We start from the raw sequence: 22,226 nt of genomic DNA, 5'->3' as shown, positions 1-22,226 counted from the left end.
CCGCAAAAACCGCTATGGACATTTTGAGGATGCGCTGGTTAGCCACTGCCCTCGAACACGGCTTTCAGCAGCGATATCTTGGTCTCGGTTTCGCGCCGTTCCTCCTTCGGGTCGGAGTCGGCGACGATGCCGCCGCCCGCGCACAGCCGCACCTGCCAGCGATTTTTGTCGTCCTGCTCGCATACCGCCGTGCGGATCAGGACGCTGGAATCCATCGCCCCCCCGACATCGACCCAGAACAGCGACCCGCAATAGGGACCTCGCGGGGCCTCCAGCGCCTGAATGACCTTGAGGGCCTGCACCTTGGGCGCACCGGAAATCGAGCCGGGCGGGAAGGTATTGAGCAGCACATCGCCCGCATCGCATTCGGGACGTAGCTGTGCCGTCACGGTCGATACCAGATGGTGGACATTGGGGTAGGACTCCAGCGCGTTCAGCGCCTCGACCTTTACCGAACCGACCTCGGCGACCTTCGACAGGTCGTGCCGCATCAGATCGACGATCATCAGGTTTTCGGCGCGGTCCTTTTCGCTGGCGCTCAGGGCCTTGGCGAAGGCGGCGTCGGCGGCGGGCGTCTTGCCGCGCGGGCGGGTGCCCTTGATCGGGCGTGTTTCCAGCTTGCCGTCGGCATCGAGGCGGATGAAGCGCTCCGGGCTGTTGGAAATCACCGCGCGTTTTTGCAGGCGGAACACCGCACCGAAGGGGCTGGCGCCCTGGCGTCCCAGCGCCCGGGTGACGCGGCCGATGGTCATGCCGTCGCTGAGCTGCCCCTGCCAGCCGCGCGCCAGATTGGCCTGAAACAGGTCGCCGGCGTGGATTTGCTGGACCAGGGTGGCGACCTTGTCCTCATGCACCTCGTCGGCGGTTTCCAGCGCCAGCGGCGCGCGCAGGATCGGCTGCGGCGTCGTGTGATGGGTCCTGGAGAGGCATTGATGCAGCAGTTTCTGCATCCCGACGGCCCGATTATAGGCCTCGACCCCGTCGCGACCGCGCCCCAGCGCCAGCAAACGGCGCTGCTTGTGATCGAAGGCGAGAAGGGCGGGGAAGCGCAGGCAGATCAGTTCCGGCCAAGGGTTGCGGCCTTCGATGCGGAATGGGCGTTGCGGCAGGTTTTCCAGTCGCATCCCCAACTCGAACGCCGCCAGACCGACCAGCCCGCCGGTGAAGGGCGGCAACTCGCCGCCATCGCCCGCGATCTCGGAAGTTTGATAGTGCGTGACCGCCATCGCCGCGCGCAGGACGGTTTCCGGCGAACGCTTGTCGGTATATTCCAGCACGCTGATCGCGTCGGCATGGGCGCACAACCACGACCAGCGTCCCAGCTTGCTGCCGTCCGACAGGAAGCCCACGGCGTGGTCCTGCTCGAAGAAGGTCTCGAACAGGCTGTCGGCCGGCATGAACGGCAATTTGAGCACGTGCAGGTGGGTGAGGGCGGGGGCGGTCATCGTTTCCGGGTATCCAGAATAACGTTCACAAGCAAGGCCTTAACGCTCACAACAACTTGATTCGTTAGTCAAGCCTTTGAGGGCCATACTGGATACAGGTTTTCTCCGTAGCTGGTTTCCGATGCAATCGATACCGGCTCACAGGGAACGGCCTATGGATGGAGGTCCATGAGATGTATCCTTAAACGCCCAACCGGCGGGAGTGTCCCGCGGTTTGGGCGTTTTTTTATGGATCAGACTTACCGGAACGGCGGCTCGTCGAAGGCGCGCAACTTGCGCGAATGCAGGCGTTCGCCCGCCTTGCGCAGCAGGTTGATCGTCTCGAAGCCGATGTCGATATGCTCCGCTATGGCGCGCTCATAAAAGTGATTGGCCTGACCGGGCAGTTTCAATTCGCCGTGCAGCGGCTTGTCCGAGACACACAGCAGCGTGCCGTAAGGGACGCGGAAACGATAGCCCTGCGCGGCCAGCGTCGCCGATTCCATATCGATGGCGACGGCGCGGCTTTGCGAGAACAGAAGCGCCGAGGACGAATAACGCAGTTCCCAGTTCCGGTCGTCGGTGGTGACGACGGTCCCGGTGCGCAGGCGCTTTTTCAGCGCGTCGCCGTCCTGACCGGTGATGTTGACCGCAGCCTGTTGCAGGGCCTGCTGGACTTCGGCGATCGGCGGGATCGGGATCTCGCGCGGCAGGACGTTGTCCATCACGTGATCGTCGCGCAGATAGGCGTGGGCCAGCACGTAGTCGCCGATGCTTTGCGAGGGGCGCAAACCACCGCAGTGGCCGATCATCAGCCACACATGGGGGCGCATGACGGCCAGGTGGTCGGTGATGTTCTTGGCGTTGGACGGACCGACCCCGATATTGACGAGGCTGATCCCCTGACGATCGGCGGAGAGCAGGTGGTAGGACGGCATCTGGAACTTGCGCCACGGCGAATTGGCGATCAGTTCCAGCGGGTTCGGCGTGTCCTTGGTGATGACGATGCCGCCGCAGCACGACAGGGCCGTATAGGGGCTGTCGGGTTTCTTGAGTTGTTCCAGGGCATAGGTGACGAACACATCGACATAGCGATGATAGTTGGTCATCAGGATATAGGACTGGATATGCTCGGCTGGGGTGCCGGTATAGTGCTTGAGGCGGGCCAGCGAAAAATCGGTACGCAGACCGTCGAACAGGGCGAGGGGTCTATGCCCTTCGGTGTCGAGCAGGTCCATGCCGTCGGCGACTTCGTTGCCGATCAGGGCCAGTTCCGTGGTGGGGAAGTGCCGCGCCAGATCGAAGGCCGAGACGCTGTTGAGGTCGAGGCCTGCGCCGTCGAGCACGTAGGGATAGGGGATTTCCTGATCCGAAACGCCGACGTGGATCGTGGCGTTATAATCCTTTTGCAGCAGTTCGAGCTGCTCTTCGACCGAGTCGCCGAACAGGTCCGGGCGGGTGATCGAGGACGAATAGGTGCCCGGACGCGAGAAACGGGCGAAGGCGCGATTGACGACCGGATGACGGTGGGTCAGAGGCGCATCGTCGTCGTCTTCGTCGAAATCGACGCCCTTCCACACCACGATCAGGCGCGGATAGCAGTACCGGCCCGTTTCACGGGCGGTCTTCGACGGTTTGGTGCGATCGGAGAGATAGGCCTGAAGATCGGTCTGCAAGGCCTTTACGGCGGCAGAATAGATATCTTTTAGCTTCTGAATGGCCTCGCCTGCGGTCAGGGTTTCGAGGTGTGCGTCATTTTCGGCATGACGTGCCGCTTTGCTTTCATTTGTCATGGAATATTGTGTCATGAAATTCCACGCCTGAAAAGGGTGCGGCGCAAAATAGTCATCTATACCTCCCCAACGTGTTGGGGAGGGGGACCGCACGAGTTGGCCGCAGGCCAATGAGATGTGGTGGTGGGGTGTCTTGTTTTCCTACGACAAGGTTGCGGAAGCTTGGTTGTCCACCCCACCCGTCATCGCTTCGCGATGCCACCCTCCCCGCCAGCGGGGAGGTATAGGGACTCAGAGATTTGCCTTCAAAAACGCCGCCGCATCCGCCCGTAACGGGGCTTTACCCCGGAAAGGCACCGAATAGACGGCCGCGCAGTCCTGATGGCTCAGGCCGTCATAGAGTTGCAGAGTCGAGTCCGTCCCGACTTTTTTCAGGGCCTTGTCGAGATTGACCGAATTATGCACGCCGCAGACGCTGTCGGCACGGCTGTGCTGGAACAGGAATTTCGTCGTCGATTTGGTGGCGTGATTGAGCGGCTGGGTTTCCTGCGGCCGGGGGTAGGCACCGAAGGTCTGAATCGAGGCCTTAACATCGAAGGGGTAGAAATCATAAGGCCCCGCAATGCCGACACAGACCCTGAACGGGTTCGACGCGACGGGATCGAATTTGAGGAAGCTTTCATCCAAAGCCAAGGTCGCAGCGATATAGGCGCCCGCCGAATGACCCATCACGCCCAGCCGTTTCGCATCGCCGCCAAAACCTGAGACCTCGCGCTGAATATGGCGCACGGCGGCGGCGGCGTCTTCCATGAAGCGCGGATAGACGACTTCGGGGTAGAGGCGATAGTTCGGAACGGCGACGACATAGCCCAGGGCCGCCAGCGACCGGCCCATCCACGCATAGTCCTTCTTGTCGCCGGACTCCCAGCCGCCGCCGAAAAAGAAGATCAGTACCGGCCAGCCCTTGGCAAGCTTCGCACCCGTCGGCGCATAGACGTCGTATCTGTGGCGCGGATTGTCGCCATAGGCCACGTCCTGCGCCACGCGTTTCGAGCCTCCGTCCTTCGGCGTCATACTGTTGAACGCCGTCAGAGTCGAACAGCCCGACAAAACCAGACCTATGCCGGTGCCCAGCACAAGACCGCTTAAGAGATGGCGTTTGCTTAAGGTGGTCATAGCGTCCCGCTCCGACAAATTATGCGCATTTTTGCGTGAACATGATTGAATTGCGACGACAATCCCATACTATCGCATCTCAAGAAACCATACGTAATTCAGGGAGTGTCGGACGTGCATAAACGGCAATTTTTATTGGGAGCTGCGGCGGCGGCTTTTGCGTCTCCGGCATTGGCGCAAACCCCTGCGAAAACCGAAATTCCCAAGGACTGGATCGATCCCGACACCGGCCATCGCATCGTGCGTTTGTCCGAGGAAGACGGCTCGAAATCGCTCTACTTCCACGACAACGCCTTTACCGCCGACGGCAAGTGGCTGGTCTTCGACAGCCCGTCGGGCATCCAGATGGTCGACATGGCGACGCGCAAGCTGCGCCACCTGACGCCCGCCGGTTACGGCACGCTGATGGTGTCGCGCACGAAGAACATCTGCTATGCGCGCAAATATCCCGGCGGGGTGATCAAGACCGCCGACGACGCGGGCCGCGCCGGTATCGAGATCGTCGCCATCGACATGACGACGGGCAAGATCCGCACCATCGCCAGGGACATCAAGGGTTACGTCACCTCGGTCAATGCCGACGACACGCTGCTGGCCGGAACCTGGGCCGAGCGCGAATACCAGCTCCAGCCGGGGCCGAAGGTCGGCGGCACCGACGGCGGCTATAATGCGGTGGGTCCGGACGGCAAGCCTTTGAGCTTTCAGGCGGCCAAGGAGGTGCGCATGGCCGAACGGCTCAAGCAGAACATCCCGATGGAAATCTTCACGCTCGATATCAAGACCGGCGAGCGCAAGGTGGTTACGGCCTCCACTGACTGGCTCAACCACGTGCAGTTTTCGCCCGCCGATCCGCACCGCCTGATGTACTGTCACGAAGGTCCGTGGCATGGCGTCGACCGCATCTGGACGATCAAAACCGACGGAACGGGCAAGGAAAACGTCCATAAGCGTGCCATGAATATGGAAATCGCCGGACACGAGTTCTTCTCCTATGACGGCAACCGCATCCTCTACGACCTGCAAACCCCGCGCGGCGAGGACTTCTGGCTGGCCAGCTACGACCTGACGACGCACAAGCGCGTCTGGTACCATATGCAGCGCAATGAATGGTCGGTGCATTTTCAGGTGACGCGCGACGGTACGCTGTTTGCCGGTGATGGCGGCGACGCCGACATGGTCGCCAAGGCGCCTGACGGCAAGTGGATGTACCTGTTCACGCCGGAAATCATCGAAGACCTCGGCGTCTCGGCCCCCGATGCTGCCGATCTGGTCCGGCCGGGCGTACTGCGGGCGACGAAACTGGTCAACCTCAGCAAGCATAGCTACACGACCGAGCCGAACCTGCAATTCACGCCGGACGGCCAATGGCTGGTCTTCCGCTCCAATATGCACGGCCCGATCCACGTCTACGCCGTCGAGGTGGGCAAGGCTTGATCAGGGCCATTCTAACGGAGGCCTTTCGATCGCCCGCACCGTCAGGGTGTGACTGACACCGCCGGGGGTGCGGTAGGCGATCGACTGCCCGATCGACAAACCGATCAGGGCCGCGCCGACAGGCGTCAGCACCGATAGCCGTCCGGCGTTGATATCGGCCTCATGCGGTAAGACGAGGGTGCCGGTGGTCTCGGCACCGTTGCGGTCGAAGGTAATGCGGTCGCCCATGGCGACGACGGTGGCGGGTATTTTCGCCTGAGATTTCCGGTGGGCGCGCTCCAGTTCGGTCAACAACTGTTCGGCGGCGGCGGCAAGAGGGCCGGCCACGCTCCCGGTCAGGGCCTCCAGCGCGCGGAAGTCGTCATCGCCGATCTGAATAGCGGGAAGTCTGGTTTTTTGAGCGGTCATGGCACACCACGATAGGCCCGGATGCAGCGCATCGGGCGGAAGGATTGATGATTGAGGTGAGCGCCTGAAAAGCGCTAAGGGTGAGCGGGCGCCGGGTCCTTAGCGATGGTCCCAAAACCCGGAAAGCGCGCAGCCGGGCTTCGGGCTATGATCCCGTGACGGGATATCCCTTGAGCGAACCGGTGAGGTGCAAAAGCGCGCGGATGGCCATGCGCCGGACCCTAGCGCCAAGGCACGGATTGTCAAGCCACGTACATTAATTGGTCGGCCTGAACGTCGGGATCGACAGGATGACGCCGTACTTCGCCACCGCCGCCTGCACGTCGGGGCGGGCGATGATTTTGGCGCGGCGGGCGTCGAGTTCGGCCATATACGGCGTAGGTGCCGGTTCCGGCAGGTAGGTCTGCACGTCGATCAAGGTGTCGGAGCGCGTATCGGGATCATCCAGTTTCGCAACGATCAGGGCCGCCAGCGCGTCCTGATCGTTGGCGCACAGAAGCGCCGAGCGCAGAGGCGCATAGCCGTCCTTCGCCTGACCTTTCATGAAATCGAGCGAGGCTTTCAGCTTTTCTGTCTCGCCCTTTTGCGCGTAGGCGCAGGCGCGGATTTCTTCGGCGACCATGATGCCGTAGGGGCTGGTCTGGGTCAGATCGACGCCTGCCACTTCCTCCAGCGCCAGATCGGGCTTGCCCTGCTGGTAATAGAAACTGCCCAGATTGAGCTTCTGGCTGACCACGTCCATGTCCTTGCTGAGGGCGTAGTCGCGGGCCTTGATCTGGGCGGTTTCGGCGTCCTTCCAGCGGCCCAGCTTGCCGAGGATATAGTTGCGTGCGTCCAGTGCCCAGTTGAGGTGCTCCTCGACATCGGTAAAGGACGGTGGGCTGACCTCTGCGGTTTTCAGGGCCGCGTCGATGACCTTGAGCGCTTCCGCCGGGCGGTTGGCGTCGACCAGTTCCAGTGCGTAGGTGTTGGCGCCTTCGATCAGGGCCGGGTGGGCTTCGGCGCGCATTTTGGCGCGCTTTATCGAAGCATCGACGGCGGCGTTCAGGTCGGGGCGCGCGGCGGCGCGGAAGGCGGTGTAGCGGTTGTCGATGTGCAGACGCACCAGACTGCCGACTTCGATGAAATCCTTGGCCAGTGCCGTGGCTTTTTCCCGCTCGCCCTTTTGCACATAGATCTCGAACAGGTCGAACCACAGACCTTCGGCGAGCATGAACGGGTTTTCCGACGTGTATTTGCCCGCATAAAGCGCTTCGAGCAGTTTCAGGCGGCGCGCACCGCCGTCGTCCAGCGCCTTGGCGCGGGTGAGCAGGCTGAAAACGTATTCGCTCTCGGTGGCTGAAACGGCGTCCGGCCATTTTTGCGCCACGACGATGACGGCGTCGAGCGCCTCCTCTTCCTTGCCCATCTGGCTACAGATGTCGGCCAAAGCGAACCAGTAGTCGGCGTCGCGCAGGGCCGGGGCGATTACCCCGGCTTGTAACAGGCGGTCATAGGCTTCCTGAGTCGCGCCATTGGCATAGAGGCTGAGAGCTAAGGCATGGAAGGTGGCGAATTGCGATTCCAGCGGCAGGTCGACGAACCGCGGGTGGCGGATCACGGCCTTGAGGGTATCGACCGCCCTGGCGTTGTCGCCTTTGGTGGTTTCATCGGCGGCCTGCATCATCAGGCGGTACATCGAGGCGAAATCGGTCTCGATGGTCTCAGGTCCGGCGGGGGCGGCGGGGGCGGCCGTCACCGGCGTCGCCAGGGCGGCCATGGCCAGTGCCAGCGGTAAAAAGGTACGAATGCGCATGATGTTCCCCCTCCGGATCGTTCCGGTTGAAGATAGGCCGCCATCGCCGGTTTGTCAGCCGCGTTTTTTTAGCCTCTGACCAAAGTGCAGCCGGTCGAATAGACCAGCAGGACCGGCGGGGCCGGAGGTTTGCACGGCAGGGCTATACCGTTTTCATGATAGTCGAAATTACCGATGCGATAGGTGCCGGTCGCCTGATCGCGCTCAGCCGTTTGCGGACGCACCTGACCGAGGATTTCAACAAGGGCACGGTCGTAGAGCCTGAGGCCGAGGGAACGGGATTTACGCATGCACAAACGGTGAACGCTTAGGGTTAATGAAAGATTAACGAACTGCGATATGCAAAGATTTCGGCCCGCGCAACGACAGGCCGGATTTGAATTCGGGCTCTGCGGTCATGTCTATATGGCCGAAGCGGATGAGGAGTTGCGAAAAGACCGCCTCCATATTCATCCGCGCCAGATGATTGCCGAGGCAGAAATGCGGTCCGGCGGCGAAGGCCAGATGCCGGTTCGGTGCGCGACCGATATCGAAGCGGTCGGCGTCGAGGAATGCTTCCGGATCGCGGTTGGCCGAGGCATAGAGCAGGCCGATCTTCGTGCCTTTGGGGATGTCCCAGCCGTTGACGGTCATGTCGTCTGAGGCATAGCGATGAAAGAAGGGCAGGGGCGCGTCGTAGCGAAACATCTCCTGTATGGCGGTCGGCATCAACTGTGGATTATTCCGCAGACGGGCCATCTGGTCGGGGAAACGCAGTAAGGCGTTCAGACCGTTGCCGAGCGCGTCAATCGTTGAGCCGTGTCCTGCCATCAGGATCAGCATACAGGTCGAGACGTATTCGTCCTCGGTCAGGTCACCGGCGTCCCAGCGGGTAATCAGACGCGAGATCAGATCGTCCTTAGGGTGTTTCCGGCGGTGGTTCGACAGGTCGGACAGATAGTCGTAGAAGGTCTTCGTTGTCCGTTCGGCCAAGACTTTTCGTTCGTCCGTGCGGTCGATATCGAAATACTGCACTATGTCTTCGGACCACTGGCGCAGGGCGTGGCAATCCTCGTCCGGCACGCCGAGGAAGCGCCCGATGGCCAGCCCCGGCACGTGGGCGCACAGGTCTTCGATAAAGTCGAAGCGCTTGCCCAAGCGGTCGAACAGCCCGCCGACATAGGATTCGACGCCGCTTTTCAGCCGTTCGATCTGGCCCGGCGTGAACTCGCGAAAGACCAGCTTGCGCAGGCGCTGATGCACCTCGCCGTCGGCATTGAGCATGGAAAACTGCACGAAGCGCGAATGGAACGGCATGTCGTGCCAGTTCTGGGCGCGGCGTTCCTCGGCCATTTCACGGGCGGTCATCAGATGGTCGAGCGAGCGCAAACTGAGCGGATTCAAGGCGGCGGCCTGCACGTCGGTATGGCGCGAGAAGAGCCAGATATCGAAGGGCGCGTAAAAGACCGGTTGGCCCGTGGCGCGCAGCGCAGCATAGTCGGGGTAGGGATCGCGGGCAAAGGCCGTGCTCAACGGATCGAAGGTCGCGTTCTGGTCTGTCGGCAACTGCATCTTACCCTCCGTAAAAGGCAACGATTTCAGAGGTCGGAACGGTCGTCAAGCCGAGACAGGACACCCTCTGTGAAAGCTTGCGGGTTAACCCCTCTTGATTTCACACGCCATTGCCGCAATTGTGAGACTGAATCTCGCCTTAAGGGCGTATAGTGCTGGTGTGCCCCAAGTTGGCGATTTTCGTCGGCGATTTTCGTCGGCGATTGCCCAAGCGTTGCATCTGTGGTTTTGAGCGTGAGGAAAACTGCCCGTATGGCGGTGGATGTAAAGGTTCTTTTCGACGCGGCACCCGATGGTTTTGTGACCCTCGATACCGGAGGCATGATCCTCTACGCCAATCCGTCCGCAGGTCGATTGTTCGGTTACGATCCGGCGGAATTGCATGGCCATCCGTTCCACGTATTGCTGACCGAAAGCTTTGATCCGGAACTGTTTTCGCGTGGCGAATTGACCGGTCGTCACCGGTCGGGGCGGCTTTTACCCTTCGATCTGAGCGTTTCCCTTTATGAAGATGAGGGCGCCCGGCGCTATGCCTTGATCCTATGCGATGCCACCGCCCGCAAAGCGGCCGAAGGTCGGGCGCGCGCCGCCCGCACCCGCGCCGAAGCGGTATTCGACCACGCCTCCGACGGCCTGATGACGCTGAATGCGCATGGCGTGATCGACAGTTTCAATCCGGCCTGCGAGGCCATGTTCGGCTATGCAGCGGCCGATGTCATCGGGCGGCACATGAAGGTGCTGCTGCCGGAGCCCTATCATTCCGGCCACGACGGCGCGATCCGCTATTTCGAGACCACGCAGGACCAGCGGACCTCGGCAGGCGACGGGCCGGAACCCGCGCAGGGCCGGCGCAAGGATGGGAGCGTCTTTCCGATGGACCTCTCGTTTCGCCAGTTCACGCTCGACGACGCGATCGGGTTCTGCGGTATCGTGCGCGACATGACCGAGGTCCGGGCCGAGGCCGATCGTCGCGACAGCCTGCTGGAAAAGCTGATCGATTCCAATACCGAGCTGGAACGTTTCGCCTATGTCGCCTCGCACGACATGCAGGAGCCGGTGCGCATGATCGCCAATTTCAGCGAGATCATCCGCGACGACTACGCCGATAGGCTGGATGCCGACGCGAAGGAATATCTCGATATCTTGGCCGGTTCCGCCGAACGGTTGCAGGCCATGATCCGCGATCTGCTGCAATATGCGCGGCTGGGGCGCGAAGGCCTGACCTATGCCGAGATCGACCTTTATGATCAGCTGAGTCACGTGCGTGAAAATCTGGGTGAAATGATCCGCGAATCGAAGGCGGTGGTGCGCATCGACCCGATGCCGCGCGTCCACGGTAACGCCGTGCAGTTGCTGCGTCTGTTCCAGAACCTGATCGCCAACGCCATCAAGTATCAGCCTGCCGACAATGTGCCGCACGTGGTGGTCTCGGCGCGCGACGACGGGACGCAGTGGCGCTTTTGCGTCGCCGACAATGGCGTCGGTATCGACGGCGCCTTTCACCAGCATGTGTTCGAGCCGTTTCGCCGCCTCCAGCAGTGGGATCAGGTGCAGGGCACCGGGCTGGGGCTGGCCATCTGTCGACGGATCGTCGAAAATCACGACGGGCGCATGTGGCTCGACTCGGCGCCCGGCGATGGCAGCCGCTTCTATTTCACCTTGTCGAAATCCCTTATAAGAACCGCTCCAGAGGTAAACCCATGACCCGTTTAAACCGTCCGGCGGAAATACTGGTGGTCGATGACAATCGCGGCGACGCGATTCTGGCGGCGCGCGCCTTCAAGGCCGCCGAGCTGGAGTCGAACCTGACGGTCGCCGATACCGGTGAAAAGGCGCTGGCCATGCTGAGCCGTGAAGGCGAATACGCCGATACGCCCTTGCCGGACCTGATCCTGCTTGACCTCAACCTGCCCAAGATGAGCGGCACCGACGTCCTGACCCGGATCAAGGCCGATGCGGCGCTGAAACATATTCCGGTGATCATCCTGTCGTCGTCGGGGGCCGAGCGCGACGTGACGGTCAGCTACGGGCTGCACGCCTCGGGCTATGTCATCAAGCCGGGCAGCCTCGAACAATTCAAACGCTTCGTCAGCGCGGTGACCGATTTTTTTTTCGACATGGCGATCCTGGGCGGGCCGGACCGTTTCGCTGGCCGTCAGACCTGACGGAATGGATGTAAAATCCTGTTACTTTACGCCGCCACGCTCTTTTTAGGCAGGCTGAACGAGATCACCGTGCCGGTTTCCGACGAGCCGATACCGATCTGACCGCCGTGCATGATGACGATCTTGCGCGCGAGAGTCAGGCCCATGCCGGGACCGTCATAGATGTCATCCGTGTGCAGTTTGCGCAGGGGGCGGAACACGTCGTCATAGAACATCGGATCGACGCCGAGGCCGTTGTCGGCGATCGAGAGCCAGTAGTCGCGCTCGGTGTCTTCGCAGGCGATATCGATGGTCAGCGGGCGCTCGTGGCTGCGGAACTTGATGGCGTTGTCGACCAGCATATAGACGAGCTGATAAAGGCGGTTGGGATCGCCGGTGACCTCCGGCAGACGCGTATGGTTGAGCGTCGCCTTGATCATGTCGAGATCTTCCTGCCGGTTCATGTGAACGCGAGCGACGACCTCTTCCAGATCGACCTTCTGCGTCAGGCGCGGCACGGTGTTCAGGCGCGAAAACTGCAAAAGACCCTGCAATATTTCCTGAAGCTTTTCGCCGCTTTCGAGCACCATCGACAGGTTGGTCTTGGCCTCATCCGTTTGCGGCACGGGGGCCTGTTCGACCAGCAAGCGCGAGAACTCGACGAGGGAGCGCACGGGGCCCGCCAGATCGTGCGATACGATATAGGCAAAGTCCTTGAACTCCTCGGCCGGGTCCATTTCCGTCATTCCCCTGATCTGATATTTCTGCACGTTCTGTCCTCATCCTGAAGTTGGTAACGTCGATACCTGAACGGTATGATACAGCCAGAAACGCAACTTAATCGTGAATCTATAGGGATTCAAAGCGGATTTGAAAGCACATAAATTTGATCGAGCGTATTTTTTGCTTATGACTCCGCAGGTTGTACGTTTTTCTCCGGAACGTTTCGTTATAAAAAACCCTCCGGAGCCCGGCTCCGGAGGGTGATATTTATCAGGGCTTCCTGATGACCGTGACATTGGGTTTCGGCGGGGCCTTCATCTGGTCGCCGATGAAGTAGGACGGCCACGGCGGCTGATTATAGGCGGTGTTCTGCCAGGCGATCGCCGCGCGGTATTGCGGGTCCTGCATCAGGGTGATCAACTTGTACTGGGTCGGGATGTTGGTCGAATAGATACGCAGGGTCAGGTTATCCGTGCTGCGCAGCATGACTTCTTCGCGCCAGTCGCCGAACAGGTCCGCCGACAGGGCCGGGGTCGACTTGGTGCCGTTGTTCGACGTCGCGCCTTCGGCATTGAGCAGGACGGTCGCGTCGCTCTTTTCCCAGTCCCACTTCGACACCTTGTTGCCGTCGAGCAGTTCGCGCAGAAGATCGCCGTCCCACCAGATCATGAAGTTCATCTGACGCGGGCGCTTGTCGGAAATGACATTGCCCTTGACGTCGAAGAGGTTGCCGCTGTTCGAGCCCCAGAACTCCGCGCCGGGGAAGCGCGGGTCGATGTCGCCCGCCGCGCCGCGGCCCGTGTCCTTGTCGGCGGGTATCTTGAAGATGACCTCGCCGGTGCCGGCATCGAGCAGCGCCGCACCGGTATTGCCCGACATCTTCATGTTTTCATGGACGCCCCACTTTTCGAGGCCGGGACGGTTGGGATCGAGATCGGAGACGTGCATGGCGTCGCCGTGGCCCATGCCCGTGCTCCACAGCGGCTTGCCGTTGTCGTCGATGGCCATGGCGCCGTAGAGGATCTCGTGCTTGCCGTCGCCATCGACGTCGGCAACGCTGAACTGGTGGTTGCCCTGACCGGAATATTTCTCGTCGAGGCCGTTTTCCTTCGAGTCGAAATACCAGCGATTGACCAGCTTGCGGCCCTTCACGTCGACCGCAGCGATGGTCGTGCGGGCATAGTAGCCGCGCGCAAAGACCGCCGACGGATGGACGCCGTCCAGCCATGCCGTCCCGGCCAGATAGCGATCCGAACGGTTGCCGTAGGCATCGCCCCAGCGCGCCTTGGCCTCGTCGTCGGTCGGATCGTCGCCGTTGGGGCCGCGCGGCGAGGGGTATTTGATGGTGTCGAGCACGGCACCGGTCGCGCCGTCGAACAGGCTGAGATATTCCGGTCCCTTGAGGACGCGGCCCTGCATCTGCGCCATCAGCTTGCCGTCGGCGGCGACCACCGAACCGGTCTTGTCGTTCTGGGCGATTTCGCCGCCGTCCGAGACCCAGTTGGCCTTGGCGTCGCCGATGATCTTGCCCTTGGCGTCGGTCGTGCCGTCGGCGGTCTTGACGATCAGCTCGGCCTTGCCGTCGCCGTCATAGTCTTCGACCTGAAACTGCGTGTAGTGGGCGCCGGCGCGGATATTGCGGCCCAGATTGATGCGCCACAACTGCTTGCCGTTCAGCTTGTAGGCGTCGAGATAGACAAGGCCGGTATAGCCGCCCTGACTGTTGTCCTTGGCGTTGGTCGGCTCCCATTTGAGGATGACTTCGTACTGCCCGTCGCCGTCGAGATCGGCGACCGAGGCGTCGTTGGCGGTATAGCCATAGACCTTGCCGTCCGGCGTCGTGCCGTCGGCGGGCTTGTTGAGCGGGATGCTCAGGAAGCCGTCGATGATCAGGGCTTTCGACTTCGCGCCTTCCTTGCCGCCCGTCACTTCGCGGACTTCGTAGGCATTTTTGGCCGTACCCGTTTCGTCGGCGAAGTTCGTGCGGTCGCCGATCGGCTGAGCATTGAGCTTCTTGCCGTCGCGATAGACATTAAAAGCGAGTTTCGCGTCGTCGGTCGTCAGCGACCGCCAGCTGACCAGTACGCCCTTATCGCCGGTCACGGCCACCGCGCCGCGGTCGAGATACTCGACCTTCATGGAAGTCGTTTGCGCTGCGGCAGGCAGGGCCAGCACCATCAGGCCTGCAACGGCCAGCGCACCTGCGCCCGAGCGCAGATGGTATTTCAACGATGTCATTATATATCCTCCGTGCGGCATCCCTGTGGTCCACATTCAGGCGGTTCTACGCGGGAGGCCGTGTTACCTGTCGCTATTTATCTCATGATTGGGTAATTTTGTACAAGATTTGATCAAATGTGATCGATTTTGCATTGTTAGCGCTAACTTTGTCCGACTTATTTGTCATCTAAAACATATCTTTTCGCACGCGACACACATGGCTGTATTCGAGCGGCAATAATGCAAGAACTTGAAAAGTCTTGCTTATTTTATTTATATATTACAAATATTTAGTATGCTCATTTGTCGGGACATTCTGTGTCAGAATGGTAATGGGTGGCCTTGCAGTGAAATTTTCTCCGGAAGATTCAATCTGTTGCACGCCGAACTTGGTTATTATTAAGATTATGTTTTTAAAGGATAATGTGTCGATTTCCCTGAGGTGATAGCTTTTTTTGTCCCTATTTTCGGGACGAAAATATCAATTTGAAAATTTTACAAAAGTTTCTGTGGTGACATTTTCGGGCTGATTTTACCCTTCAGGGACGCAAATTGTGGTTTTTGGGTAACTTCTCAGGCCAAATCCTACAATATTGTCTGATGAATGCCCGATTATGATCACAATGCGGCTTGACTTATCACTATCGGTCAATCAAAGGTCAACCTCATCCAACAGGTTGTTAGGTCAGAGGTCCACCAAAAACAGGACCCTGGCAGGGGAGTGAAAACCGGACCGAAAGGTTCATTCCGAATAGGGCCAGCGCACGACTTCGCACAGACGAAGGTGCATGGCTGGCGGTCTGATCGCCGCTACGGGATGACTGATGGGCTCCGACATACGGAAGGTGCCGCCCGGTGCCGCGCCGTCGCTTTCCTTCGTTACAGTCTAAGGACTAACGCCATCGCTAAGGGGCATGTCGCTACGTGCGACATTCGGAGGAATATTAATGCATAAATCGCAAAAGGGCGCTTTCGCCCGTTACCTGATGACCGGCACCGGCCTGGCCATGCTGGCCGTTTCGGCCCCGGCCTTCGCGCAAGACGCGCCGGTCGCTGCCAAGGGCGACGAAGTGACCGAAGTCGTCGTCGTCGGCGCCCGCGCCGCGCAACAATCCGCCAACGAGCGTAAGAAACGCGCCAAGACCCCGACCGACTCGATCGTCGCTGACGACGTCGGCGCGTTTCCGGACCGCAACATTTCCGAAGCTATTTCGCGCATCGCCGGTACGGCGGTCGACCGTAACGAGTTCGGTGAAGGTTCGGGTGTCACCATTCGCGGCAACACGGCGGATATGGTTCGCGTCGAACTGGACGGTATCGGTGTTCAGAACGCCGGCGGTCTGGCCATCTCGTCGGGTACCGGCGACGGTCGCGGCGCCGACATGCGCGAACTTCCGTCCGACCTGATCAAGAGCGTCGATGTCGTCAAGGGCTCGACCGCCGACATGACCGAAGGTTCGATCGGTGGTTCGGTCCGGATTCAAACCCGTACCGGTCTGGATTTCAAGAAGCCTTACCTGTCGCTGCGCATCGGCACGACCCGCAATACCCTGGGTCGGGAATACCGCCCGGACATCAATATCGTTGGTTCGCGCAAGTTCTTCGAAGGCCGTCTGGGCGTTCTGGCGAGCCTTTCGACCAGCAAGATTCAGAACAATGGTCACAACATGGAGGTCGTGACCTCCAATAACGCCGGTTACGCGCGTGCGGTCGATTTCGACAACTCGCCGAACAAGACCTTTACCTTCAATCCGTCGACCGTTACGGGCCCTCTGGCGACCACGCCGAACCTGGTCTCGCCGGCGGCCAACGGTGGTGCGGGCATCAACTCCCTGACCCCGCTCGAAGTCGTTACCCTTTCGGCCAATGCCAAGACCAAGGACGAATGTAACGCAGCCTTCCCGCTGCTGACGGATGCCCAGCTGGCGCTGATCGCCGGCGGCACCAGCAACAACAACCGCGTCGCAGCGCAGAACCAGCGCATGTATGAGCGTATCACCTGCCTGAACCAGTGGAACGACTATACGCCGTCCCTGATCCGTAACTTCCAGAACTCGAACGACGATGAACGCGTGGCCGCCGACATCCGCTTCGATTACCGCGTCAATAATAACCTGAGCATCTACGCCAAGTACGGCATCGCCAACCGCCACGTCGACGACCAGTACCGCAACCGCAATCTGGGTGGCATCAACATCAATACGGCGTTGACGTATAACGATACCCTGACCAACGGTCCGAACGGTACGCTCTATCCGTCGAACAGCATCAACTATCGCACCGCCCTCGCCAATTCCGGCTACTACAACTACAACACCGGTTACCTGACGGCACCGATCACCATCGACATCAACCCGGTGGCGGGTACGGCTGCGGCAAACGTGTCCAACTATGCCTTCCCGACTCTGGGTCTGGTGACCAACGTCGATCCGGCTTCGGTGAAGGTTGACGCCAACCACCACGTGACGGCGTTCTCCATCTCGGACGGTTCGGTCGGTATCGACCAGATTTCGACCAATATCATCTCCGACAGCAGCTACATGCAGTTCGGCGGTGAATATAAGGACGGTCCGCTGAAGATCGAGTTCGTCTTCAACCGTGGCGAAGCGACCTATTCGCGTGACGACAAGCGCAGCAGCATCAACGCGCCTTACGGCAAGGCAACCTTGACGGTTCAGCCGAGCGGTCTGTGGGCCTACACCCTGCCGACCGGTTTCGACGAAAACAATGCGGCGAACTACGTCGTCCTCTCGCCGGCAGCGGCGCAGAATGCTGTGGCGGCCTCGATCAACAACCCGGCCATCCCGGCCTATACCGCGGCTCAGATGCCGCAGTTTACGCCGACCTTCCAGGTCACCTACCAGCCGCGGATGCAGGAATCGAGCGAAACGACGGCCAAGTTCGACCTGACCTACCGTCTGGAAGACAAGCTACCCTTCTTCACCCTGTTCAAGACCGGTTATTCCAAGCGTGAAAACAAGGCCCAGTACTGGGGGCCGGGCGGTTATAACGTCAAGGAAGCGGTCGGCACCTTCGGTACCACCACATATCAGGCGCCGATCGTGGTGCCGACGCTTAACCTGCGTGGCTTCTTCCGTGCCTGTCAGCCGACGGCGACCTCGACGGTGCCGTGTCCTTACGGTTATGTCGCCAACACGAACCTCAGCAGCAAGCTGACGGGGACTGACACCTTTACGCCGGCCCAACTGGTTGCCCTGCTGGGCAGCGTGCGTACGGAACCGGATTCGGTCTTCTTCGACGGCTATAACGGCGCTGGCAACCTGACCAACTGGTACGGTATCGATATCGACAAGCTGTGGGGCCAACTCGGCGCCGCGCAAAACGCTAACCTGGACTGTATCAAGGTCTGTATGGGTAGCGACGGCAACATGTACGAACAGCCCGTCACCCTGACCAATGAAGCGACGACGGCCGCCTACTATATGGTGGAATTCGAGCAACAGCTTCCGTTCGGCATGGAGTTCAGCGGTAACGTCGGCCTGCGTATGGTCGAGGTCGATACCTCGGCGACCGGTGTGTTCGTTCTGAACTCGATCCGCAAGACGGCGACCTACAACCCGGCGACGCCGGCAGCGGCAGGCGGAACGGTCACCTATACCTTCCGTCAGCCGGTCGAACTTGACCGCAAGACCCGTGACTGGCTGCCGAGCTACAACGCCAACCTCTGGGTTATCCCGGATATTCTGGTGGCGCGTTATTACACTGCCAAGACGGTTTCGCGCCCGCCGATCGCCCGCCTCGTGCCGGCCGGTACCTGTAGCTTCGATGAACGTAACGAAGGCGTCATCGCCGTTGACGGCAGCGATCAGGACATGACCTGCACCGGCACTATCGGGAACCCGAACCTGAAGCCTTACACGGCCAAGAATTCGAGTGTCACCGTCGAATGGTATCCGAACAAGGACACCATGCTGTCGCTGGCTTACCACAAGCTGGACGTCAAGATCGGCGGCCCGATCGCCGTCGCCAAGACCAACGGCAAGCTGTTCGAAGGTTCGGGCCTGGTCGATCCGCAAACCGGCGCGCCGGTCAGCGACCTCGAATTCTCCTACACCCAGTGGGAAAACGACGTCGGGTATGGCCGTACCGGCTGGGAATTCACCTCGAAGACCGCCTTCACCTTCCTGCCGTGGTACGCCCGTTACACCGGTGCCGACTTCAACATCTCGACCCTGGCCAGCACGGAAGGCACTTCGGTCGTCGATCCGAACTCCGGCGATCAGATGCGTCCGGTCGGCGAGTCCGATTACTTCGCCAACCTGTCGCTGTGGTATGACGATGGCAAGACGAATGCCCGCGTCTCGTATCAGAAGCGTACCGAGTACTTCACCTGTATCACGCCGTGCGGCACCGCCAACACGGTCAACAACTACCCCGGCTCGTTCGGCGTAACGGCGGCGCGCCCTGTACCGTACAACCCCGGTCAGCCGCGCTTCCAGGACGAAACCCAGTACGTCGATGCCAAGATCACGCACAAGTTCCGCCCGAATATCGAGTTCTATCTCGAAGGGCGTAACCTGACCAAGCAAGGCACCTCGACATCGGGTGGCGATTACAACGGCTTCGCCAACGGTGAAAAGAACCTGTACCGCCTGTCCTACGGTGGCTCGCGCTACATGTTCGGCGTCACCTATCGCCTGCAATAGTCGATAAGAAACTGACTGCTAAATACCGCCGTCCGGGTCTCCGGGCGGCGGTTTTTTGTGTCCGATTGATGTTGACAGGATGTGAGCATTGGCGTCATCTGCGATCAAAATAGCGCTAAAATGGTCAACCAAGCGCCGGACTATCCCCTCTCTGCCGTTTAACCGGCAGACCAATTGCACAGGCTGGGAACCCTAAATATGCCGAACCCTTCATTTTCACGCCGCCACCTTCTTCAGGCGGCCACCGCCTTTGGCGCCTTGTCCTCCGTTCCGTGGGTGGCCGAAGCCGCCGCGCCGGTCAAGGCGACGCCCGTATCGTCGACGGACCTCACATGGCTGGATGGCAAGCCGAATGCCTTCGAAGGCGGGACTTTGGGTGTGCCGTGGCCGCGCGGTACGGTGAAACTGGCCAAGGGCAAGACGCCGGAGTTCAGGCTGGGCGACGTGCCGGTGCAGTCGTGGCCCATCGCCTACTGGCCGGACGGCTCGCTGAAATGGACCGCCCACGCGGTCGCTGGCGGGGCACCGAGCGAAGGGCTTTCGCTCACCGCCGGTAAGCCGAGCGCGCCCGCCAAGGCCGTCAGTGTCAAACAGGCGGCGGATGCCGTCACCATTACCTCCAGTGATCTGGTGTGGGTCGTGCCGACCTCGGGCGAGTATCTGATCGCCAGCGCCACGCGCGCGGGCCGTCTGACGCTCAAGGAGATGAAGCTGGTCGCCCTGTGGCAGGATCAGCCGGACCTCGACGCCACGGGCAGCGTCAACCAGCAGAAATTCGCCAGCAAGGTGACGAAGGTCACGGTCGAGCAGACCGGTCCGGTCCGTGCTTTGCTCAAGGTCGAAGGTACGCACTCTGGTAATGGCCGCGACTGGCTGCCGTTCAGTGTCCGTCTGTACTTCTACGCCGGTTCCGAAAGCGTCCGCATCGTCCACTCCTTCATCTATGACGGTGACCCGGCGAAGGACTTCATCCGCGGTCTGGGTGTCACGGCAAAGACGCCGCTGACCGACGAAACCCATAATCGCCATATCCGCCTGTCGGGCGACGGTGTCGGTGTGTGGGGTGAGGCCGTGCGGCCCCTGACCGGCCTGCGCCGTCCCGTCGGCAAGGGGCTCGGCGCGGCTCAGGTCGATGGCAAGGCTGTGGCGGTTGCCGATATGGCCAAGCCGGTGCAGGACGGTTTGAAGTGGATTCCGGAATGGGGCGATTTCAGCCTGTCGCAACTGACGCCCGACGGTTACACGCTGAAAAAGCGTACCCGCGCCGGTCATGCCTGGATCGACTCCAATGCGGGCACGCGTACCAAGGGGCTGGCCTATGTCGGCGGGGTCAGCGGCGGCGTGGCGCTGGGGCTCAAGGACTTCTGGCAGCGCGCGCCGACCAGCCTCGATGTGCGCAACGCCCATACCGACACGGCGGAAATCACCGCCTGGCTCTATTCGCCGGACGCGCCGGCGATGGATGTCCGCCCCTATCGCGGGCAGGACGGCATGGACACCCACCCCAAGGAAATCGAAGGCCTTAACATCACCTATGAGGACTATGAAACCGGCTGGGACACGGCCAATGGTGTGGCGCGGACGTCGGAGCTGACGCTGTGGGCGCTGGGCGCGACGCCGTCGCATCAGGCCTTTTCCGACATGGCCGAGCAGATCGCCAACCCGGCGCGTCTGACCGTATCGCCCGCGCGTATCAAGGAAGCGGGCGTGTTCGGCGATTGGGGGCTGCCCGATTCCTCGACTCCGGCGCGCAAGATTCTCGAAGACCGCCTGACCTATCAGATCGACTACTATATGAAGGAGGTCGAGCAGCGCCGCTGGTACGGCTTCTGGACCTATGGCGACGTCATGCACACCTACGATGCCGACCGCCACATGTGGCGCTACGATATCGGCGGCTATGCCTGGGATAATTCCGAGCTCTCGACCGACCTGTGGATCTGGTACACCTATCTGCGTACCGGTCGCGCCGATGTGTTCAAATTCGCCGAGGCCATGACGCGGCAAACCGGCGAGGTCGATGTCTATCACCTCGGGCGGTTCAAGGGCTTCGGTACCCGTCACGGCGTCCAGCCGTGGTCGGATTCATCGAAGCAACCGCGCGTGTCGAACGTCGCCTATCGCCGTATCTTCTATTATCTGACCGCCGATGAGCGCGTCGGCGACCTGATGCGCGACCTGATCGATTCCGACATGGCGCTGGAAAATGTCGACATCTCGCGCAAGCTGCCGCCGGCGCCGGGACGTGAACGGCCCAAGGGTGTCGTGGCCTCGGGCTTCGGCACCTCGTGGGGCGCGTTCCTGGGGGCATGGCTGACCGAATGGGAGCGCACGCAGGACACAAAATGGCGCGACCGCATCGTCAACGGCATGGTCACCATCGCCGCCATGAAGCGCCGCTGGTTCGCCGGTGAGGCGCCTTACGACCTCAAGACGGGTAAGTTCCTCGGTGACGGCGACTATATTTCCGTATCCCACCTGAACGCCGTCTTCGGGGTCGTGGAAATGACCTCTGAACTTTGGGATCTGGTCGACATCCCGGCCTACAAGAAGGCGTGGCTGGAATATTGCCGCTTCTACAACGCACCGAAGGCCGAGATCGTCGCACTGCTGGGCAAGGATCCCGGCGGTCGCGCCCTGACCGACTCGCATTCGCGTCTGACGGCCTTTGCGGCGTTCCACGAGAAGGACAAGGCGCTGGCGTTGCGGGCGTGGGGCGAGTTCTTCGGCAAGGAAGGTCGCGAATCCGACGGCGGACTCAACCGCAAGACCAAACGCATCGATGGTGCGGCCGTCCTGCGACCGCTGGACGAAGACCCGACCCTGTCGACCAACGGCACGGCGCAGTGGGGCCTGTCGGCGATCCAGAACCTGGCCCTTATCGGGGATAGTCTGGAAGAGGCCGCGGCCAAGGCGGGCGTCGTGAAATAGCGCTTCCGTTGTCAGGAGCC

At 60.9% G+C, this 22,226-nt stretch carries 14 protein-coding genes; 5 read left to right on the top strand and 9 right to left on the bottom strand.

Annotation, left to right across the window (positions count from 1 at the left end; all coding sequences use genetic code 11):
• Positions 1-38 precede the first annotated feature (38 nt).
• From AEYBE204_RS33830 to AEYBE204_RS33820, 3 genes are all read right to left on the bottom strand, one after another.
• A complete protein-coding gene (locus tag AEYBE204_RS33830; RefSeq protein WP_023463042.1) occupies positions 39-1,445 on the bottom strand; it encodes an anthranilate synthase component I family protein in 1,407 nt (468 codons plus the stop codon).
• Between the two features lie 239 nt (positions 1,446-1,684).
• Positions 1,685-3,217 carry an AMP nucleosidase gene (locus tag AEYBE204_RS33825; protein WP_052019481.1) on the bottom strand — a complete coding sequence of 511 codons (1,533 nt, stop codon included), beginning with the start codon at positions 3,215-3,217 and terminating at the stop codon, positions 1,685-1,687.
• A 231-nt stretch (positions 3,218-3,448) separates the two neighbouring features.
• The gene (locus tag AEYBE204_RS33820) at positions 3,449-4,333 is read right to left on the bottom strand and encodes an alpha/beta hydrolase (protein ID WP_023463040.1); all 885 of its coding nucleotides are present in this window, start codon (positions 4,331-4,333) and stop codon (positions 3,449-3,451) included.
• Between the two features lie 114 nt (positions 4,334-4,447).
• Here AEYBE204_RS33820 and AEYBE204_RS33815 point away from each other — a divergent pair, with 114 nt between their 5' ends.
• Positions 4,448-5,767 (top strand): oligogalacturonate lyase family protein, encoded by a 1,320-nt coding sequence (locus AEYBE204_RS33815; protein ID WP_031231030.1) that lies wholly within the window; start codon positions 4,448-4,450, stop codon positions 5,765-5,767.
• On the opposite strand, the gene rnk is transcribed toward AEYBE204_RS33815, so the two are convergent.
• From rnk to AEYBE204_RS33795, 4 genes are all read right to left on the bottom strand, one after another.
• Positions 5,768-6,175 carry a nucleoside diphosphate kinase regulator gene (rnk, locus tag AEYBE204_RS33810; protein WP_023463038.1) on the bottom strand — a complete coding sequence of 136 codons (408 nt, stop codon included), beginning with the start codon at positions 6,173-6,175 and terminating at the stop codon, positions 5,768-5,770.
• 256 nt (positions 6,176-6,431) lie between these two features.
• Positions 6,432-7,970: a hypothetical protein gene (locus AEYBE204_RS33805; RefSeq protein WP_023463037.1), complete on the bottom strand. Its 1,539-nt coding sequence runs from the start codon at positions 7,968-7,970 to the stop codon at positions 6,432-6,434.
• Positions 7,971-8,038: 68 nt separating this feature from the next.
• The gene (locus AEYBE204_RS33800; protein ID WP_023463036.1) at positions 8,039-8,260 is read right to left on the bottom strand and encodes a hypothetical protein; all 222 of its coding nucleotides are present in this window, start codon (positions 8,258-8,260) and stop codon (positions 8,039-8,041) included.
• Positions 8,261-8,294: 34 nt separating this feature from the next.
• Positions 8,295-9,521 (bottom strand): cytochrome P450, encoded by a 1,227-nt coding sequence (locus AEYBE204_RS33795; RefSeq protein WP_023463035.1) that lies wholly within the window; start codon positions 9,519-9,521, stop codon positions 8,295-8,297.
• A 252-nt stretch (positions 9,522-9,773) separates the two neighbouring features.
• Between AEYBE204_RS33795 and AEYBE204_RS0120555 the strand changes: the two genes are divergently transcribed.
• Positions 9,774-11,225: a PAS domain S-box protein gene (locus tag AEYBE204_RS0120555; protein WP_023463034.1), complete on the top strand. Its 1,452-nt coding sequence runs from the start codon at positions 9,774-9,776 to the stop codon at positions 11,223-11,225.
• On the top strand, positions 11,222-11,686 hold the full coding sequence (locus AEYBE204_RS33790; protein ID WP_023463033.1) for a response regulator: 465 nt from the start codon (positions 11,222-11,224) through the stop codon (positions 11,684-11,686). Before AEYBE204_RS0120555 ends, AEYBE204_RS33790 begins: the two co-directional genes overlap by 4 nt.
• Positions 11,687-11,712: 26 nt before the next feature.
• Here the strand turns inward: AEYBE204_RS33790 and AEYBE204_RS33785 are convergent, their stop codons facing one another.
• Together AEYBE204_RS33785 and AEYBE204_RS33780 are read right to left on the bottom strand one after the other, a co-directional pair.
• Complete coding sequence (locus AEYBE204_RS33785; RefSeq protein WP_023463032.1) at positions 11,713-12,402, bottom strand: ATP-binding protein; 690 nt, start codon at positions 12,400-12,402, stop codon at positions 11,713-11,715.
• 256 nt (positions 12,403-12,658) lie between these two features.
• A complete protein-coding gene (locus AEYBE204_RS33780) occupies positions 12,659-14,626 on the bottom strand; it encodes a rhamnogalacturonan lyase (protein ID WP_023463031.1) in 1,968 nt (655 codons plus the stop codon).
• 929 nt (positions 14,627-15,555) lie between these two features.
• Between AEYBE204_RS33780 and AEYBE204_RS33775 the strand changes: the two genes are divergently transcribed.
• A complete protein-coding gene (locus AEYBE204_RS33775; RefSeq protein WP_023463030.1) occupies positions 15,556-19,275 on the top strand; it encodes a TonB-dependent receptor in 3,720 nt (1,239 codons plus the stop codon).
• A gap of 198 nt (positions 19,276-19,473) precedes the next feature.
• Entirely contained in the window at positions 19,474-22,206 is a 2,733-nt protein-coding gene (locus tag AEYBE204_RS33770; RefSeq protein ID WP_023463029.1) for a hypothetical protein, read from the top strand.
• The last annotated feature ends 20 nt before the right edge of the window (positions 22,207-22,226 follow it).

Source organism: Asticcacaulis sp. YBE204 (assembly GCF_000495855.1).
Classification (GTDB): Bacteria; Pseudomonadota; Alphaproteobacteria; order Caulobacterales; family Caulobacteraceae; genus Asticcacaulis.
The sequence above is the reverse complement of the archived record's forward strand: the minus strand, read 5'-3'. Positions and strand labels throughout refer to the sequence as shown.

Bases quoted from the DNA above. Each gene is read 5' to 3' on its own strand.
- AEYBE204_RS33800 (WP_023463036.1), bottom strand. From the start codon at position 8,260: ATGCGTAAATCCCGTTCCCTCGGCCTCAGGCTCTACGACCGTGCCCTT.
- AEYBE204_RS33790 (WP_023463033.1), top strand. From the start codon at position 11,222: ATGACCCGTTTAAACCGTCCGGCGGAAATACTGGTGGTCGATGACAAT.
- AEYBE204_RS33820 (WP_023463040.1), bottom strand. From the start codon at position 4,333: ATGACCACCTTAAGCAAACGCCATCTCTTAAGCGGTCTTGTGCTGGGC.
- AEYBE204_RS33805 (WP_023463037.1), bottom strand. From the start codon at position 7,970: ATGCGCATTCGTACCTTTTTACCGCTGGCACTGGCCATGGCCGCCCTG.
- AEYBE204_RS33785 (WP_023463032.1), bottom strand. From the start codon at position 12,402: ATGGACCCGGCCGAGGAGTTCAAGGACTTTGCCTATATCGTATCGCAC.
- AEYBE204_RS0120555 (WP_023463034.1), top strand. From the start codon at position 9,774: ATGGCGGTGGATGTAAAGGTTCTTTTCGACGCGGCACCCGATGGTTTT.
- AEYBE204_RS33795 (WP_023463035.1), bottom strand. From the start codon at position 9,521: ATGCAGTTGCCGACAGACCAGAACGCGACCTTCGATCCGTTGAGCACG.
- AEYBE204_RS33780 (WP_023463031.1), bottom strand. From the start codon at position 14,626: ATGACATCGTTGAAATACCATCTGCGCTCGGGCGCAGGTGCGCTGGCC.
- AEYBE204_RS33770 (WP_023463029.1), top strand. From the start codon at position 19,474: ATGCCGAACCCTTCATTTTCACGCCGCCACCTTCTTCAGGCGGCCACC.
- rnk (WP_023463038.1), bottom strand. From the start codon at position 6,175: ATGACCGCTCAAAAAACCAGACTTCCCGCTATTCAGATCGGCGATGAC.
- AEYBE204_RS33830 (WP_023463042.1), bottom strand. From the start codon at position 1,445: ATGACCGCCCCCGCCCTCACCCACCTGCACGTGCTCAAATTGCCGTTC.
- AEYBE204_RS33775 (WP_023463030.1), top strand. From the start codon at position 15,556: ATGCATAAATCGCAAAAGGGCGCTTTCGCCCGTTACCTGATGACCGGC.
- AEYBE204_RS33825 (WP_052019481.1), bottom strand. From the start codon at position 3,217: ATGACAAATGAAAGCAAAGCGGCACGTCATGCCGAAAATGACGCACAC.